This is a genomic window from Bacillus sp. EKM206B (assembly GCF_011066015.1).
Lineage (GTDB): Bacteria > Bacillota > Bacilli > Bacillales > Bacillaceae > Bacillus > Bacillus velezensis.
Window position 1 is genome coordinate 1 of record NZ_JAAMNL010000018.1, and the last position, 15,347, is coordinate 15,347.

A 15,347-nucleotide genomic window follows, 5' to 3' on the forward strand; every position below is an offset into this window, starting at 1 on the left:
CGCCGCCAGCGTTCGTCCTGAGCCAGGATCAAACTCTCCGATAAAGTAGTTTGACTGACTACGCACATCGCTGTGCGATTTATTTAAAACTTTGAATTAACAGGTACGTTTTGTCTTGTTTAGTTTTCAAAGATCATTATAATGGAGCGGGTGATGAGAATCGAACTCACGACATCAGCTTGGAAGGCTGAGGTTTTACCACTAAACTACACCCGCGTTTGAATTGGCGCGCCCGAGAGGAGTCGAACCCCTAACCTTTTGATCCGTAGTCAAACGCTCTATCCAATTGAGCTACGGGCGCTTATCAGGCGACTTAACTATCATACTACCAATCAGTTATGATGTCAAGTGTTTTTTATTTCTTTTCGAAGTCTTTTTGTCGACCTCATTTATTATACATGCTTTTGAGAATTTGTAAAGTCTTTTTTTAAAAGATCATTTTCTCATTTGTCGTTTTCGCTTTGTTCATCAGCGACATTTAATAATATACCATGCACTTTAAATTAGGTCAACACTTTTACGAAACTTTTTTCTCACTTATTATTCCCTTCTATATAATAAATAAAAAAGCAGGATTCCTAGGAACCCCGCGTCTATTCAGATTACCCGCTCACCTCAGCTTCTGCGCTATTACGACCTGTTTTTTCATAAGCACGGAAGTTTTGTTCAAGCTGTTCGAGCGACAGACCTTTCGTTTCCGGAAGGAACCTTTTCACAAATATAACGGACGCTATCCCTAACAGGACAAAAATGAAGAAGGTTGCAGACAATCCGATGTTTGCGAGCAGGACCGGAAAAGTGAAACCCACAAGGAAGTTCACGATCCAGAGGCAGAAGACAGTGACCCCCATACCAAGTCCCCGCAATCGAAGCGGGAATATCTCCGACAGCATCAGCCAGGTCACCGGAGAGACAGCCCCCTGCTGAAACGCAAGGAAAGTGACTGTTAATGAAAGAACCACATAAGGAAGAGCAGGCGATCCTTTCAGCACGACAGATAGAACTCCGATCAAAAGCAGCACCGCAGTCGTTCCGATCAGCCCCGTCATCAGCATCGGGCGGCGGCCGACTTTGCCGAGAAGCCATATTCCTACAAAAGTCGCGAGCACCGAAATTACACCGTTAGCGATATTGCCGATTAATGCGGCTTTTGTCTCGAAACCGGCATCTTTTAAAATTTGAGTTCCATAATACATAATTGAATTCACGCCGGTGAGCTGCTGCACTACCGCAATTCCGATCCCGATAAACACAATGCGGCGCACCCACGGAACGGCAAGATCCTTAAAGGCGGCCTGCTCCATCTCAGCTTCCTTATGAAAGGCAGATTCAATTTCAGCGAGCTCAGACTTTGCTTTCTCTTCACTCCTTATTCGCCGGAGAACGTGCAGAGCATCTTCTTTTCTTCCTTTAGAAACCAGCCAGCGCGGACTTTCAGGAACTTTCAGCATACCGAAAAACAAGAATACCGCCGGAAGGGCCGCGATAACGAGCATATAACGCCAGGCGTGAGAGGTATCACCAAGCACATTGCCGATGATAGCATTACACGTAAAGGCAAGCAGCTGGCCCGTTACAATCATCAATTCATTTTGGGTAACCATTCTCCCTCGGCTTTCCGCCGGCGACATTTCAGCCAAATACGCCGGAACGGTTACGGATGCTCCCCCGACGGCAAGCCCCAGCAGAAAACGGGAGATGATCATAACAGATACGTTAGGCGCCAGTGTACATCCAAGCGTCGCTGCAAAGAACAAAACGGCAAGGATAAGGATATTTTTACGTCTGCCGTTATAGTCCGACAATCTCCCTCCGAAAACTGCTCCGATCGCAGCCCCCAAGAGCAGGGAGCTCGCCACCATCCCTTCAGTCAAAGCGGTAAGATTAAGCTGGTCAGCTTCCGCCATAAATGGCAGCGCCCCATTAATTACACCTGTATCATAGCCGAAAAGTAGACCCCCGAACGTCGATACTAAAATGATGGTTCTCAAAAATGAATGCTGGCTGCTATTTTTATTCATCTTCAAATCCTCCTAGTTTTTACACAGAGATAATATCGGAATATTCAGTTATCAATATTTACACCCATAACGTCTGCATACAAGTTCTGACCGTCCAAAACAGTTATATAAGAAGAAAATAACCTGAAAGCGTTATCATTTATAGTGATTATCCGCTCTCCCCTCTCGTCAAATTGTTATTTTATAGTTACTTTGTAGTGAAGTTATAATGATATTATTGGCACTTATGTTATTATCATAATTTTAAAAGCGCTTTCAGTCAATAAATATTTCAGATAATTTTATAACTTACCTTTATATCACCTATATGTAATCAATTTATGTTTTTAATCAACTCATTTTCACGATATACCCAATATTTAATCTCTTTTCAATAAATAATTGATTATATATTGAAAACCCCCAATCAGCAGTTGGGGGTTTTTGATTTATTCTTCGTTTATTGTAACGATTGTTCTTCCTCTCGCTTCTCCTTTTAAAAGAGCAGGAAGCGTATCCGGCAGCTCTTCAAGTGTAATTTCCTTTTGAATAAAGGCCTCCAGATCTGCAGGCTTGAAGTCATCAGCTAAACGCTGCCATGTTTTCTTTCTTGTCTCCATCGGACAGAATACGGAATCGATTCCCAAGAGACTGACGCCGCGCAATATAAACGGGAAGACCGTAGCCGGGAGTTTCGTTCCCGCTGTCAATCCGCTCACAGCAACTGATCCGCCGTACTGAATCTGGCTGAGAACTGAAGCAAGCGGCTCACCTCCGACCGGATCGACGGCCGCTGCCCATTTTTGTTTTTGCATTGGTTTTAACGTGCCGTTATACACTTCGTCACGGTGAATGACCGTCTTTGCTCCGAGGCTCTTCAAATAGCCGCTTTCGTCTTCTTTTCCCGTACTGGCCTCGACCTCGTAACCTAAGGTTGAAAGAATGGAGACGGCAAAGCTTCCGACGCCGCCTGTCGCTCCTGTCACCAGCACCTTCCCTTTTTCAGGAGCGGCATGGTTTTCTTCAAGACGCTGGACGGACAATGCGGCAGTGAAGCCGGCGGTTCCGATCGTCATGGCTTCTTTAAGTGTCAGACCTTCAGGCAGCGGCACGATCCAATCAGCCGGAATGCGGGCCATCCCGCTATAACCGCCAAAGCGGGAAACACCTATGCCGTAGCTTGTCGCAATGACTTTGTCCCCCTCTTTGAAACGGGCGTCATCTGAGGAAACGACGATTCCCGCTAAATCAATTCCCGGCACGAAAGGATACGACGTTACAATCTTGCCGTCAGGAATGGCAGCCAAGCTGTCTTTATAATTCACCCCTGAGTAGCAAACCTTAATCAGCACTTCACCCTCGGGAAGGTCCTGAACCGCCAGCTCCCGTACGCTGACTGAAAACCGGTCTTCACGTTGATCGACTACTAACGCTTTAAATTGATCTGTCATCACTACGTCTCCTTAAAATGAATTGAATGGCTTTGGAAAAGCATAGAATAAGTTTGATTTGATTTCAAATGTCCTGCCCCGTGTAGTATGATCAAAAGTAAAAACAGCGAAAGAGTGGTTACGCATCATGTCTGATAAACAAAACAAAGATAACAAAAACAACAACAGCAGCAATCAGCCATTACCGGACATTATTCATACCGCCGTTTTCAAGGCGCCGATACAAGTTGTCTGGGATACGGTCTCCACTGCGGACGGCCTGTCTCTCTGGTTTATGCCGAATGATTTCACACCTCAAGAAGACAGTGAGTTTCAGCTGGAATCTCCGTTCGGTCCGTCTCCGTGCAAGCTGCTGGATATCGAAGCGCCGTACCGCCTTTCTTTTTCGTGGGATACGGAAGGCTGGATCGTTTCTTTTGTCTTAAAGGAAACGGAAAGCGGAGATACGGAATTCACTCTCATTCACGGCGGATGGAAAGAGCCGGAAGCCGTCATCAATAAAGTCAATCGGAAAAGCTCCGAGATTCACAGTACGATGGATCAAGGATGGAACGGGCTTGTCAACACGAAACTTCGCGGAGCGGTTGAGGCTTAACACAAAAGGACGGACACGCTTCCCGTCCTTTTTTTGATGCCGATACATAAAAACTGACTTTGCAAAGACACTAACAGAAGAACCGAAAACTTCTTTCAGGGGGCGCTGTTTATGTATTATTACAAAGAAGAGCTGATCAATATCATTAAACCGGACAAGCCGGACCCGGCCGCGGCCAAGGTGCTTCAGGAAATTTTAGGCGGGCACTACGGAGAAATGCGGACGATGATGCAATACTTTTTCCAAAGCTCTAATTTCAGAGGAAAAGAAAAACAGTTCCGTGATCTGCTTCGCGGTGTATTTTTAGAAGAAATCGCACACGTTGAACTCGTCCAAAGTACGATCAATGCGCTGCTAGATGAAAGCGGCGCTGAGGGCCCCGGAAATCAGGCGGCAGATCAGGCGCCGCTTGACGAAGCAGTTAAACACGCCAATCCGCACCATTTTATTATCGGGGCGCAAAGTTCTCTTCCTGTAGACGCCGGCGGCAATCCATGGAACGGGTCTTGGGTATACAACCACGGGAATCTGATTTCCGATTTATTGGACAATGTCGTGCTGGAATCAACCGGCGTGCTGCAAAAGACGCGCATTTATGAAATGAGTTCAAATCAGACGTTCAGAGAAACACTCGGTTTTCTGATCGTCCGTGACAACGCCCATCAAAATGCATTTACAAAAGCGTTGGAAACACTGGGTGTCGAATGGGGCAAATTATTTCCCGTGCCGAATTATGATATTGAAAAATACCCGGAATGCCGGAAATTCGTTGAGATGGGTTATCATAATACCCAATTTAATTTCAGACTGGATCCGACACGGATCGGAGAAATTCTGCAGGGAACGACGCCGAGCCGAAACGGCGGCGAATTAAGTGTGTCCGAGCCTCCTAAAGGTTTCCCCGTGCCGGAACTTCCTGAGCTTCCGAATGAGCACAGCCCCGGACTGAAAGATATGAACTTGTAACAAAAAACGCCTGTCTCGGGCGTTTTTTGTTTTTCTGAATATGAGGTTTGAATGTGTTTAAAACGGGGAATATAAGCCGGGAGATCTTACCATACGGCCGTTAATGTGAGCACATTGCTGTACATACTTCGTTTCGAAAGTTGTCCTAATTTTCCAGCCGGCCGGCTGGGTATGTTTGAATGATAATGGGAATTATGTAAAGAGAACAATGTCTTTTCTAAGGAGGCAGCGAATGTCTAAGCAAGGAAACTTCCAGAAAACTATGTCACTTTTTGATCTTATTTTAATCGGCATGGGAGCCATATTCGGTTCGGCATGGCTGTTTGCCGTCAGTAACGTCGCCTCTAAAGCGGGTCCATCAGGCGTTTTTTCCTGGCTGATCGGCGGGGGAATCATCTTATTGATCGGCTTGGTTTATGCGGAACTGGGCGCCGCGCTGCCGCGGACCGGGGGAATTATCCGGTATCCCGTATATTCACACGGACACCTCGTCGGATATTTAATTTCCTTTGTCACCATTGTGGCATACACGAGCCTTATTTCTATAGAAGTCACGGCAGTCCGCCAATACGTGGCGTATTGGTTTCCCGGTTTGACCGTAAAAGGCTCTGATTCGCCGACAATTGCCGGGTGGATATTGCAATTTGCGCTGCTCTGCCTGTTCTTCCTCCTCAATTACTGGAGTGTCAAAACCTTTGCGAAAGCAAACTTCATTATTTCGATTTTTAAATATGTCGTACCGATTACGGTAATTGTGGTACTGATGTTTCATTTTCACCCGGGCAATATGACCGTTCACGGATTCGCGCCTTTTGGTTTCACCGGAATTCAGGCCGCGATTTCCACAGGCGGCGTCATGTTTGCATACCTTGGGCTGCATCCGATTGTGGCTGTCGCGAGTGAAGTGCAGAATCCGAAGCGGAACATTCCGATCGCATTGATTGTCTGTATTATCGTTTCTACTATTATTTACACCGTGCTGCAGCTCACTTTTATCGGGGCGATCCCGGCGGATACCCTGAAGCACGGATGGCCGGCTATCGGGACTGAATTCTCCCTTCCGTTCAAAGATATCGCCGTTTTGCTCGGTTTGGGGTGGCTGGCGACATTGGTCATTTTAGATGCGATTTTATCACCGGGCGGTAACGGAAATATCTTTATGAATACGACTTCACGTCTCGTCTATGCCTGGGCCAGAAACGGAACATTATTCAGCATTTTTTCTAAAGTCAATAAAGAAACCGGGACTCCGCGTGCCTCCCTTTGGCTTTCGTTCGGTCTGGCTGTTTTTTGGACGCTTCCGTTCCCTTCTTGGAACGCTCTTGTCAACGTATGCTCCGTCGCATTGATTCTGTCTTATGCGATTGCGCCGATTTCTTCCGCGGCGCTGAGAGTCAACGCGAAGAATATTAACAGACCGTTTTATTTAAAAGGGATGAGCATCATCGGGCCGCTGTCGTTTATTTTTACCTCTTATATTGTATATTGGTCCGGATGGCGCACCGTATCCTGGCTTCTCGGTTCTCAAATTGTCATGTTTCTGATCTATCTCTGTTTCAGTAAATATGCTCCCAAAGATGATGTCAGCATACGGCAGCAGCTGAAATCAGCATGGTGGATCGTCGGCTTTTATGTCATGATGCTGATTTTCTCCTATCTCGGCTCGTTCGGCCACGGATTGGGCATTATCAGCAATCCGCTTGACCTGATTCTGATCGCCATCGGTTCGCTCGGTATTTATTACTGGGCAAAATATACGGGACTGCCGAAGGCTATAATCGACAGTGATAAATGACGAATACCGGAAAGAAGTATGGTCTTCTTTCCGGTATTTTTATTTTAAGGGATGACAAAAAAGAGAACATGCGATAAAATGAATGACAGTCATTCATAAAAGGAGGAACCCCTCTATTGGCAAAACAAAGCTCGGGAAAATACGAAAAGATCCTGCAAGCCGCGATTGAAGTCATTTCTGAAAAAGGATTAGACAAAGCATCCATTTCAGAAATCGTCAAAAAAGCCGGAACGGCCCAAGGTACGTTTTACTTATATTTTTCTTCTAAAAACGCACTGATATCCGCGATTGCAGAAAACCTGCTCGACACTACGCTGGACAGAATAAAAGGGAAAACGGACGGTTCTGAAGATTTTTGGACGTTGCTGGACATTTTGGTAGATGAGACATTTCACATCACCCGGCTTCATAAAGATATTATCGTTCTCTGTTATTCCGGTCTTGCCATCGATCATTCAATGGAGAAATGGGAAGCCATTTATCAGCCTTATTATTCCTGGCTGGAAGGCGTGATCAATACGGCCATTGAACAGGGTGAGGTCCACAGCGGCATTCATGTCAGATGGACGGCCAGAACGATTATCAACGTTGTCGAGAACGCGGCTGAACGGTTTTATATCGGCTGTGAACAGGATGTCGATCTCGAAGTATATAAAAAAGAAATATTCAGCTTTCTCAAAAGAAGCTTGCAGAAATGATTGGCGGAGACCGATCATTTTTGACCGCCGTAAAAATGACTGACATTCATTCATAACTGAGGTGACTGTATCATGTATTGGCTGCTTGTATTGATAGCCGGACTGTTAGAAGTAGTTTGGGCGTCCGCCCTGAAGCATGCGGATTCGCTCTTTGATTGGATTGGTATTTTCCTTCTGATTGCCGTCAGCTTTCTGATGCTGATCCGCTCTTATAAAAAAATTCCAATGGCTGCCGCATATACCGTTTTTGTCGGAATAGGCACCGTCGGCACATATGTAACGGGCGTCATTTTAGGCGAATCGTTTTCAATCGGGCAAATATTCTTTTTGGCTTTGCTGTTGTCCGGCATTTTAGGAATGAAGGTTTTTACGAAAGAAACTGAAACAAGGGGTGAACATTAATGGCATGGCTGCTGTTATTTATTGCCGGAGCGGAGGAAGTTGTAGCGGCCGTTGCCATGAAACATATTGACGGTTTTAAAAAAAAGTGGCCGCTGATTGTCATGGTAACAGGCTTTATGCTTTCATTCTTTTGCCTTTCCGGAGCGATGCAGGTTCTTCCCACAGGTGTCGCGTATGCGGCTTGGACCGGCATGGGAAGCATCGGCGTTTCGGCCGTGGGCATACTTTGGTTTAAAGAAAAATTCAACCTGTCACAATTGGTGTCTCTGGGGCTTATCCTCATCGGTGTCATCGGCTTAAAACTGACAACGTAACGGCCTGAGACAGCTTTTTAAATAAAAAACAAAGGACCCTAAGCGGGCCCTTTGTTTTTTTTATGCTGTTTTGATCTGTTCCGCTTTTCCCGCTCCAACTCCAAAAATGAAAATCAGAACGGAGACTGCGATCAGCATGAATAACGGAACCGTCCAGCCGTGCGTAATGTCATGCAGCAAACCGAATACGAGCGGCCCGAACGCGGCAAGCAGGTATCCGAATGACTGGGCCATGCCGGAAAGCGCCGCGGCTTCATGGACATGCCGGGTCCGCAGGCTGAAGAACATCATCGCCAAGCTGAACGCACAGCCTCCCGCAATTCCGATTAAAATGACCCATAGCGGAGTGAGAGCCGGGCTTCCGAAAAGAACGCCGGCAATGCCGATAAGGAAAAATAAAGCTGTCAGTCCGGCGAGTGCGCGCTGATTTTTCATTTTAGCGGCAGCGATCGGCACGATAAAAGTAATCGGCAGGACTGAGAATTGCATTAATGAAAGCATCCATCCCGCCTTACTTGAGCTGAGTCCATTCTGCTGAAGAATTTCCGGCAGCCAAGCGATGACGGTGTAAAAAATAAGGGATTGCAGCCCCATGAACATCGTCACCTTCCAAGCAAGCGGAGACCGCAGCAAACTGCTTTTCTTCTCTCCGTTTGTCCCAGTCGTGCGGACGGGCAGTTCGCGTCCTCGCATTTGCGGAATCCACATGACAAACGCAATGAAAGAAAGGATAGCCCAGCAGCCGAGCGCGCCTTTCCAGCCTAACCCCGCTGAAGAGGCGATCGGCACGCTGATGCCGGATGCAATCGCGCCGCACAGATTCATAGAAACCGAGTAGACGCCGGTCATGATGCCTAAATTTCCGGGAAACTTATGTTTAATGAGACTCGGCAGCAGGACATTGCATACGGCGATCGACAATCCCAACAGGATCGTTCCGAAAAAGAGAGTGCCGATTCCGGCGATGGAGCGCAGCAGAGTTCCGGCTGTCAGGACAATTAATGATGACAGTAACACAATCTCGGTCCCGAAGCGCCGGGACAATAAAGGAACAAACGGCGACAGACATGCAAAGGCCAAAAGCGGCACTGTCGTAATGGTGCCGGCAGCCGCATTGGTCATGCCGAGGCTGTCCCGAATTGAGGAAACGAGCGGCCCGACCGATGTCAGAGGCGCTCTGAGGTTGGCTCCTATCAATATGACTCCGATGACCAGCAATATCAGTTTTTTACGCTGACTTGCTTGCAGAATTTGATGTTCGTCTTTAATTTTCATGTTCATCCTCCATGTGTATTGTATCTTTAAATACTGTGATGTATTGGTTGACGGCCTCCATGGCCTGATCCGGTTTCTGTCCGATAATCGCGGCGGCAAGCTGGGTGTGGATCCGTATAGCAGGGGTGATTTCCAACAGGTTATGGACTGACGCACAAAGCGCCTCCGTCATATGCTCGTATAGATCAGAAAGCATGTTGTTATGGGCCGCCTGTACAATGGTTTTGTGCAGTTTAATGTCAGCCTCGGCATACCGTTTTCGATCTTCATTTTGCAAGGCCGCTTCACATTCATCCAAGCACACCTTCAGTGCTTTCAGGTCTTCGTCATTACGCCTTTCCGCCGCCAATCGCGCAGCTTCTCTTTCGAGTGCGTATCTGACTTCTAATGTTTCAAGCAAATTTGATTTTTTAATATGGCGGTAAAATGCCGCGCCGAGAACACTGGATGAGCTGACATACGTACCGCTCCCCTGCCTTGTCTGAAGCAGGCCGGCATGTACGAGCGCCCGAATGGCCTCACGCAATGTGTTTCGGCTCACATCAAATTGCTTCATTAAATCCAGCTCAGGGGGAATGCGCGTCCCGACCGGCCATTTATCCGATTGAATTAACGATTCAATTTGCGTCACCACTTGTTCTACGAGCGACAGTCTGCTTGTTTTGGATATCTCCATCAAAACACCTCTGAAATTTGTAGGATGATTCTATCATTGGGTAATATAACATAAAAGAAGCGAAGGTGTAAATCAGCGGCAACAAAAAAAGAGTGAGTTTTTCTCTCACTCTTCGGCGCTTTTATGAACGTTTTATATTGACTGAGGTCACGACAAACTTGTCATGACGGTGGCGGGAAAATGAATATTCAAAGGGAGTGCCGTTGTCCAAAAAGCCTACATGCTCGACTTCAAGTATCGGATCATCCGGCCGGCAGCCGAGATATTGCTGATCCATATCATCCGACTTGCACGCTCTGATTTTTCTGTGTGAGCCTGCGATTTTGAGCTGGAGTTCCCGCGTAATATGATCGTAGATGGAATGGTTGAGCACCTCGTCATTAATGCCGGGTATAAGGCTCGCCGGCATGTACGTTTTTTCAAGAACGTACGGTTCGCCTTCAACAATTCTGAGCCTCACTACATAATAGACGGGAGTCTTTTCATCAATGGCCAAATGTGCGGCGACATCTTGAGACGGAAACTGCACTTCAAACCGGATGACCTTGCTCTTGATATTTTTTCCTTTTAACAAATTGCTCAGGCCGAGAATTTCGTTGCTGACTACGTGAACGTGCTCATCCTGCATGGCTGATTGAATGATAAACGTGCCGTGCCCTCTTTTTCTGAAAAGCATTCCTTCAGCCGCAAGTGTATCAAGCGCCCGCTTCATTGTCATCCGGCTGCACCCGAACTCCGCAGCGAGCGTCTTTTCATCCGGGATCGGCTGATCTATGTCATATACACTGCTTTTAATCCTCTTTCTCATTTCGTTGGCGATTTTTTCGTACTTATTCATCGGTTTCCTCCGGCTGTATAATGTTTGATCTGTATAGACTCCTTACGGTTATCATAAATTTTTTTCCCTGCTTCATCAATGACGTTACAGCCGCCGATATTGAAATTGAAAGGATTTCCTCGAATTTTCTATGGAATCTCCCTCACTATTATGGTAGAATTTTTTGCAGAAACGGACACAACCGAATATTGCATACATTGTATAACCTCAATGATATGGTTTGAGGGTGTCTACCAGGAACCGTAAAATCCTGATTACAAAAATTGTCCCGTACACTTTTTGTAATCAGGATTTTTTATTTTCTAAAAAATAAAAAAAGGAGTATCTGTACATGAATTTCAAAGTATTTCTGCTTGCAGCATCTACTATCGCAGTCGGATTGGTTGAATTAATTGTGGGCGGTATTCTTCCGCAAATCGCTTCCGACTTAGATATATCCATCGTCAGCGCGGGGCAGCTGATCAGCGTGTTTGCGCTCGGTTACGCGGTATCCGGCCCGCTGCTTTTGGCAGTGACGGCAAAGGCTGAACGAAAGCGGCTTTATTTAATCGCACTGTTTATTTTCTTCCTAAGTAATCTGGTGGCTTATTTCAGTCCCAATTTCGCCGTACTTATGGTGTCACGGGTTCTCGCTTCCATGAGCACAGGGCTGATTGTCGTCCTTTCTTTAACGATTGCTCCTAAAATCGTGGCGCCTGAATACAGAGCGCGGGCGATCGGCATCATTTTCATGGGGTTCAGCTCCGCAATCGCTTTAGGCGTGCCTGTCGGCATTATCATCAGCAATGCCTTCGGATGGCGCGTTCTGTTCTTGGGAATCGGCGTATTATCTCTCGTTTCCATGCTGATTATCAGCGTCTTTTTTGAAAAAATACCTGCTGAAAAAATGATTCCGTTTCGTGAGCAGATCAAGACGATCGGGACCGCCAAAATTGCCAGCGCACATCTTGTCACCTTGTTTACATTGGCGGGGCATTACACACTCTATGCCTACTTTGCGCCTTTTCTGGAAAGAACGCTTCATTTGAGTTCCGTTTGGGTCAGTGTATGCTACTTTTTGTTCGGTCTGTCAGCGGTATGCGGCGGCCCGTTCGGAGGCTGGCTGTATGACCGTTTAGGGGCATTTAAAAGCATCATGCTTGTGACCGTTTCTTTCGCTCTGATTCTGTTTATTCTTCCGCTGACAACGGTTTCTTTAATCATTTTCCTGCCTGCGATGGTGATCTGGGGATTGCTCAGCTGGAGCCTTGCGCCGGCGCAGCAAAGCTATTTAATCAAAATTGCGCCTGAGTCTTCCGATATTCAGCAAAGCTTCAACACGTCCGCTTTGCAGATCGGCATCGCGCTCGGGTCAGCCATCGGCGGCGGCGTGATCGGACAAACCGGTTCTGTCACAGCAACAGCCTGGTGCGGCGGTTTGATTGTCATTATCGCTGTCGCGTTAGCTGTATTCTCTTTAACGAGACCCGCTTTGAAAAGAAAATCCGCATAAATGTAAGACCGCAAAAAAGCCAAAGGAGTTCCTTCGGCTTTTGCGGTCTTTTTATTTTGCGGCAGCAAGCTCGTCTTCTGTCACCCATTTATGATTGGTTACTTTTTGGCCGCCGTCAGTCGGTGTATAGTCGACCATATAAACGGTTGTCTTTTTGGCTGAATCAATAACGGCTTCGGCGCCCTTCATGCCTTTCATATGGGATGCCTCGATCACGGCCTTGTCACCCGGTTTTAACGTTTTATCCCCGGCGCCCTTAAGCTCTTCCTGAATGACCCATTTATGATCTTCGACGCGCTTTCCTCCCGTTTCCGGAGTGTAAGATACACTGTAAACCGTTGTATCATAAGCACCTTTTACGGTTCCTTGCGCATTTTTCATGCCTTTCATATGAGAAGCTAAAATCATGACGTCACTGCCGACCTTATAAGTCGGATTTTCTGCCTTCTTTAAACCTTTCGGCACCTCGGATGAACCCGAGTGATTCATGTCTTCGTGAGAGTGCGTTTCTTTGTCTTTCGCTTTTTCGCTTCCTCCTGAAGATTGGCTGTTGCATCCGGCAAGCGCCAGAACGGGGATCAGGAGAAACATGCTGAATAAAAATAGTCTCGCTTTCATTTCAAGAACTCCTTTGCCTTTTTGATTTTTCACTTTCCCTTTCGTTTCTTCAGTAAAACAAAAAGATGGCCTGTCATTTCTCCTAATTCTTCAACTCTCTCTTTATTGCCTTTCATCAGGTGAAATTGTTCACAAAATGTACACATTAATGGAGATGCAGTATAATTCAATTATCAGATAATAGGGGGAACTCATCATGAAAACGAAGGTTTTTGCGGTGGTATTGGGCGCTGTTTTAATGATTGCGGGGTTGGTTTTGGCAGAGGTTTCGCTTTATATGGAATACATCACAATGCTCGGAGCTATGATTTTTTCTTCTATATTTATGACAGAGCCGAAAAGAAAATTTCGCGTCATCAAAGGGGTTTGACTTTTGTATTACCGCCGTCTTCTCAGGACGGCGGTTTTGTTTTGCATGTCACTCAGTCTATCCGCACAGCCGTTTCTTCTGTGCCGTCCTGATATAAAACGAAATGCCGGGCTGTTTGTGCTTTATCACCGGCAAATTCAATTTCAAGCGGCAGCGCCCTGACAAAATAACGGGTTTCCGTCATTGGGAATAATTCGAATGGAGTCTGCCCGTCTATTGTAAGATACAATCGGTTTTCTTTTACCGCCACCGATGCATGTGTGTCATCCTGAAATGAGTAATTGCCGGTAAATCTGCTGTAAATCGCAGGATCGATATCTGCTTTTTTCTGATCTGCCGGACGTTTCGGAATCACGTATGGCTGATCAAATAAGATGTTTACAGCCGCGGCAATTACAGCTTGTTCAAATTGATACGATTGTTCCATATTGCTGAGATAAATCAATGTTTTATTCTGGTCAATATATCGGATCATCAGAGTTGAATAGCCCGGCCAGCCTCCGTCGTGACTGATAACCTTCCCTTTTTGGGGGCTGTTTTGAATCATCCAGCCAAATCCGTATCCGAATTGCTCTTCTTCATTCCAATAGCCCGGTGTAAACGCTTGATCTTTAGACTCTTTGCCGATGATTTCTTCCGTATAAAGAGCCTGATCAAACAGATATAAATCTCTAATAGCGGAGTTAACGGTTCCGTCACCTTGAATTCCGTCAAGAAAGACGACATAATCAGTTTCCTCAAGTTCATCCGGCAGCACATATTCTCCGGAATGAACATCATACACATAGCCATATGCATAGTTCGGAATGTTTTCTTTACTCAGCCTTCTGTTATAAATCCGCGTATCGTGCATACGAAGCGGATGAAATACGGCTTGTTTCATAAATTCAGCAAAACTCATGCCTGATACAATTTCTATAATAACCGCTAACACCGCATACCCCGTATTACTGTAAAGCCACTCCTTGCCCGGCGGGAAATAAGCTTCCGGCTTATGCTGTTTGAGCATATTGATCACATCTTGATTAACGGCAATTCTGTCCCGGTCCCAATGTGTTAAGAACAACTCCATATAGTCCGGCAATCCTGACGTATGATGGAGTAAATGCCGAATGGTAATGCCCGGATAAGGAAAATCAGGAAGCCACCGCGCTATCATATCGTCATAACGCAGCTTCCCTTGCTGCTCTAAAATGATAACGCCCAAAGCTGTAAACGGCTTAGATACTGAGGCCAATTCAAAGACCGATTGGTCATTCAGCATCCTCTTTGTTTTCAGTTCTGCAGCGCCGAATGAAGCCTGGTATAAGATGCGGCCGTTTTCCGCTGCCAATACAGCGCCGTTTATTTCATGTCTTTCGTCTAAAGTGCTGAAAAGCTGTTCAAACGCTTGTTTTTTCTTTTCGTTCATTTCACGAACCTCCATATACAAGCTGATTTACCCTTTTATACGAACGGCCGCTTTAGAAGTTTCAATATTTTCCCTTTCCGGAACACCAGTCAGTATACTGCCGTTCAGGCAGCCGCGGAGGTTTGATGAATGTCTTTTATTCACACAATACTGTGCAGGCTTCGAATTCAACATGCTTCTCGTCTTTATTTGCACCGGCAATTTCCATAGTCGAAAACATCGCGCAGACGACGGCTTTGTATTCGTTCATGACGGTTTGAATTTCAATCAGGAACCGTTCGGATGAAGCCGCGTATTCCGTTACGTACTCTTTCATTTTGCCGATAATATCATCTGCCTGACGGCTGAAGCCGGCCGCCTCCAAGTCACTCTCAAACTGGTTTTTGTTGATCATATGAATATGCATTTTTTAAAGGCTCCTTTCAGCAGCATTTTGTGGTTATATC

Annotated in this window: 16 protein-coding genes, 2 tRNA genes and 1 riboswitch; of the genes, 8 read left to right on the forward strand and 10 right to left on the reverse strand. The window is 46.1% G+C overall.

All coding sequences use genetic code 11. The features are described from left to right. Positions 1-142: 142 nt before the first annotated feature. The 4 genes from G9F50_RS19530 to G9F50_RS19545 all read right to left on the reverse strand — a co-directional run bounded on the left by G9F50_RS19530 (position 143) and on the right by G9F50_RS19545 (position 3,451). Positions 143-216, reverse strand: a tRNA-Gly gene (locus G9F50_RS19530). Positions 217-224: 8 nt separating this feature from the next. Then, positions 225-301 (reverse strand) — tRNA-Arg (locus G9F50_RS19535). Positions 302-602: 301 nt separating this feature from the next. Then, positions 603-2,021: a sugar porter family MFS transporter gene (locus tag G9F50_RS19540; RefSeq protein WP_060562007.1), complete on the reverse strand. Its 1,419-nt coding sequence runs from the start codon at positions 2,019-2,021 to the stop codon at positions 603-605. Between the two features lie 428 nt (positions 2,022-2,449). Then, positions 2,450-3,451 carry an NADPH:quinone oxidoreductase family protein gene (locus tag G9F50_RS19545; protein WP_007409291.1) on the reverse strand — a complete coding sequence of 334 codons (1,002 nt, stop codon included), beginning with the start codon at positions 3,449-3,451 and terminating at the stop codon, positions 2,450-2,452. A gap of 127 nt (positions 3,452-3,578) precedes the next feature. On the opposite strand from G9F50_RS19545, the gene G9F50_RS19550 reads away from it, so the two are divergent. The 6 genes from G9F50_RS19550 to G9F50_RS19575 all read left to right on the forward strand — a co-directional run bounded on the left by G9F50_RS19550 (position 3,579) and on the right by G9F50_RS19575 (position 8,221). Then, on the forward strand, positions 3,579-4,046 hold the full coding sequence (locus G9F50_RS19550) for an SRPBCC family protein (RefSeq protein ID WP_020955414.1): 468 nt from the start codon (positions 3,579-3,581) through the stop codon (positions 4,044-4,046). Positions 4,047-4,157: 111 nt separating this feature from the next. Beyond that, the gene (locus tag G9F50_RS19555) at positions 4,158-5,012 is read left to right on the forward strand and encodes a manganese catalase family protein (protein WP_032873144.1); all 855 of its coding nucleotides are present in this window, start codon (positions 4,158-4,160) and stop codon (positions 5,010-5,012) included. A gap of 232 nt (positions 5,013-5,244) precedes the next feature. Then, entirely contained in the window at positions 5,245-6,807 is a 1,563-nt protein-coding gene (locus G9F50_RS19560) for an APC family permease (protein WP_060562006.1), read from the forward strand. A gap of 116 nt (positions 6,808-6,923) precedes the next feature. Further along, positions 6,924-7,505: a TetR/AcrR family transcriptional regulator gene (locus G9F50_RS19565; protein ID WP_007409294.1), complete on the forward strand. Its 582-nt coding sequence runs from the start codon at positions 6,924-6,926 to the stop codon at positions 7,503-7,505. Positions 7,506-7,577: 72 nt separating this feature from the next. Continuing rightward, complete coding sequence (locus tag G9F50_RS19570; protein ID WP_003156023.1) at positions 7,578-7,907, forward strand: DMT family transporter; 330 nt, start codon at positions 7,578-7,580, stop codon at positions 7,905-7,907. Then, the gene (locus tag G9F50_RS19575) at positions 7,907-8,221 is read left to right on the forward strand and encodes a DMT family transporter (RefSeq protein ID WP_007409295.1); all 315 of its coding nucleotides are present in this window, start codon (positions 7,907-7,909) and stop codon (positions 8,219-8,221) included. Before G9F50_RS19570 ends, G9F50_RS19575 begins: the two co-directional genes overlap by 1 nt. Before the next feature lie 60 nt (positions 8,222-8,281). On the opposite strand, the gene G9F50_RS19580 is transcribed toward G9F50_RS19575, so the two are convergent. The 3 genes from G9F50_RS19580 to G9F50_RS19590 all read right to left on the reverse strand — a co-directional run bounded on the left by G9F50_RS19580 (position 8,282) and on the right by G9F50_RS19590 (position 11,010). After that, positions 8,282-9,496, reverse strand: coding sequence for a CynX/NimT family MFS transporter (locus G9F50_RS19580; protein ID WP_012116961.1), 1,215 nt, complete (start codon positions 9,494-9,496; stop codon positions 8,282-8,284). Further along, entirely contained in the window at positions 9,486-10,172 is a 687-nt protein-coding gene (locus G9F50_RS19585) for a FadR/GntR family transcriptional regulator (protein WP_031378597.1), read from the reverse strand. The genes G9F50_RS19580 and G9F50_RS19585 overlap by 11 nt, the downstream gene beginning before the upstream one ends. A 121-nt stretch (positions 10,173-10,293) precedes the next feature. After that, entirely contained in the window at positions 10,294-11,010 is a 717-nt protein-coding gene (locus G9F50_RS19590) for a GntR family transcriptional regulator (RefSeq protein WP_007409298.1), read from the reverse strand. A gap of 177 nt (positions 11,011-11,187) precedes the next feature. Then, a riboswitch (purine riboswitch) is annotated at positions 11,188-11,287 on the forward strand. A 54-nt stretch (positions 11,288-11,341) separates the two neighbouring features. On the opposite strand from G9F50_RS19590, the gene G9F50_RS19595 reads away from it, so the two are divergent. Further along, positions 11,342-12,502 carry an MFS transporter gene (locus tag G9F50_RS19595; RefSeq protein WP_007409299.1) on the forward strand — a complete coding sequence of 387 codons (1,161 nt, stop codon included), beginning with the start codon at positions 11,342-11,344 and terminating at the stop codon, positions 12,500-12,502. A gap of 51 nt (positions 12,503-12,553) precedes the next feature. Here G9F50_RS19595 and G9F50_RS19600 read toward each other — a convergent pair whose 3' ends face one another. Then, complete coding sequence (locus tag G9F50_RS19600; RefSeq protein ID WP_007409300.1) at positions 12,554-13,120, reverse strand: YdhK family protein; 567 nt, start codon at positions 13,118-13,120, stop codon at positions 12,554-12,556. 196 nt (positions 13,121-13,316) lie between these two features. Between G9F50_RS19600 and G9F50_RS19605 the strand changes: the two genes are divergently transcribed. Further along, positions 13,317-13,490 carry a hypothetical protein gene (locus G9F50_RS19605; protein ID WP_165406606.1) on the forward strand — a complete coding sequence of 58 codons (174 nt, stop codon included), beginning with the start codon at positions 13,317-13,319 and terminating at the stop codon, positions 13,488-13,490. Positions 13,491-13,542: 52 nt separating this feature from the next. Here the strand turns inward: G9F50_RS19605 and G9F50_RS19610 are convergent, their stop codons facing one another. Beyond that, entirely contained in the window at positions 13,543-14,901 is a 1,359-nt protein-coding gene (locus G9F50_RS19610) for a serine hydrolase (RefSeq protein ID WP_060562005.1), read from the reverse strand. 136 nt (positions 14,902-15,037) lie between these two features. Next, positions 15,038-15,307 (reverse strand): hypothetical protein, encoded by a 270-nt coding sequence (locus tag G9F50_RS19615; RefSeq protein WP_007409303.1) that lies wholly within the window; start codon positions 15,305-15,307, stop codon positions 15,038-15,040. Positions 15,308-15,347: the final 40 nt, after the last annotated feature.

Bases quoted from the DNA above. Each gene is read 5' to 3' on its own strand.
- G9F50_RS19540 (WP_060562007.1), bottom strand. From the start codon at position 2,021: ATGAATAAAAATAGCAGCCAGCATTCATTTTTGAGAACCATCATTTTA.
- G9F50_RS19600 (WP_007409300.1), bottom strand. From the start codon at position 13,120: ATGAAAGCGAGACTATTTTTATTCAGCATGTTTCTCCTGATCCCCGTT.
- G9F50_RS19575 (WP_007409295.1), top strand. From the start codon at position 7,907: ATGGCATGGCTGCTGTTATTTATTGCCGGAGCGGAGGAAGTTGTAGCG.
- G9F50_RS19605 (WP_165406606.1), top strand. From the start codon at position 13,317: ATGAAAACGAAGGTTTTTGCGGTGGTATTGGGCGCTGTTTTAATGATT.
- G9F50_RS19615 (WP_007409303.1), bottom strand. From the start codon at position 15,307: ATGCATATTCATATGATCAACAAAAACCAGTTTGAGAGTGACTTGGAG.
- G9F50_RS19545 (WP_007409291.1), bottom strand. From the start codon at position 3,451: ATGACAGATCAATTTAAAGCGTTAGTAGTCGATCAACGTGAAGACCGG.
- G9F50_RS19570 (WP_003156023.1), top strand. From the start codon at position 7,578: ATGTATTGGCTGCTTGTATTGATAGCCGGACTGTTAGAAGTAGTTTGG.
- G9F50_RS19590 (WP_007409298.1), bottom strand. From the start codon at position 11,010: ATGAATAAGTACGAAAAAATCGCCAACGAAATGAGAAAGAGGATTAAA.
- G9F50_RS19585 (WP_031378597.1), bottom strand. From the start codon at position 10,172: ATGGAGATATCCAAAACAAGCAGACTGTCGCTCGTAGAACAAGTGGTG.
- G9F50_RS19555 (WP_032873144.1), top strand. From the start codon at position 4,158: ATGTATTATTACAAAGAAGAGCTGATCAATATCATTAAACCGGACAAG.
- G9F50_RS19580 (WP_012116961.1), bottom strand. From the start codon at position 9,496: ATGAAAATTAAAGACGAACATCAAATTCTGCAAGCAAGTCAGCGTAAA.
- G9F50_RS19610 (WP_060562005.1), bottom strand. From the start codon at position 14,901: ATGAACGAAAAGAAAAAACAAGCGTTTGAACAGCTTTTCAGCACTTTA.
- G9F50_RS19550 (WP_020955414.1), top strand. From the start codon at position 3,579: ATGTCTGATAAACAAAACAAAGATAACAAAAACAACAACAGCAGCAAT.
- G9F50_RS19560 (WP_060562006.1), top strand. From the start codon at position 5,245: ATGTCTAAGCAAGGAAACTTCCAGAAAACTATGTCACTTTTTGATCTT.
- G9F50_RS19595 (WP_007409299.1), top strand. From the start codon at position 11,342: ATGAATTTCAAAGTATTTCTGCTTGCAGCATCTACTATCGCAGTCGGA.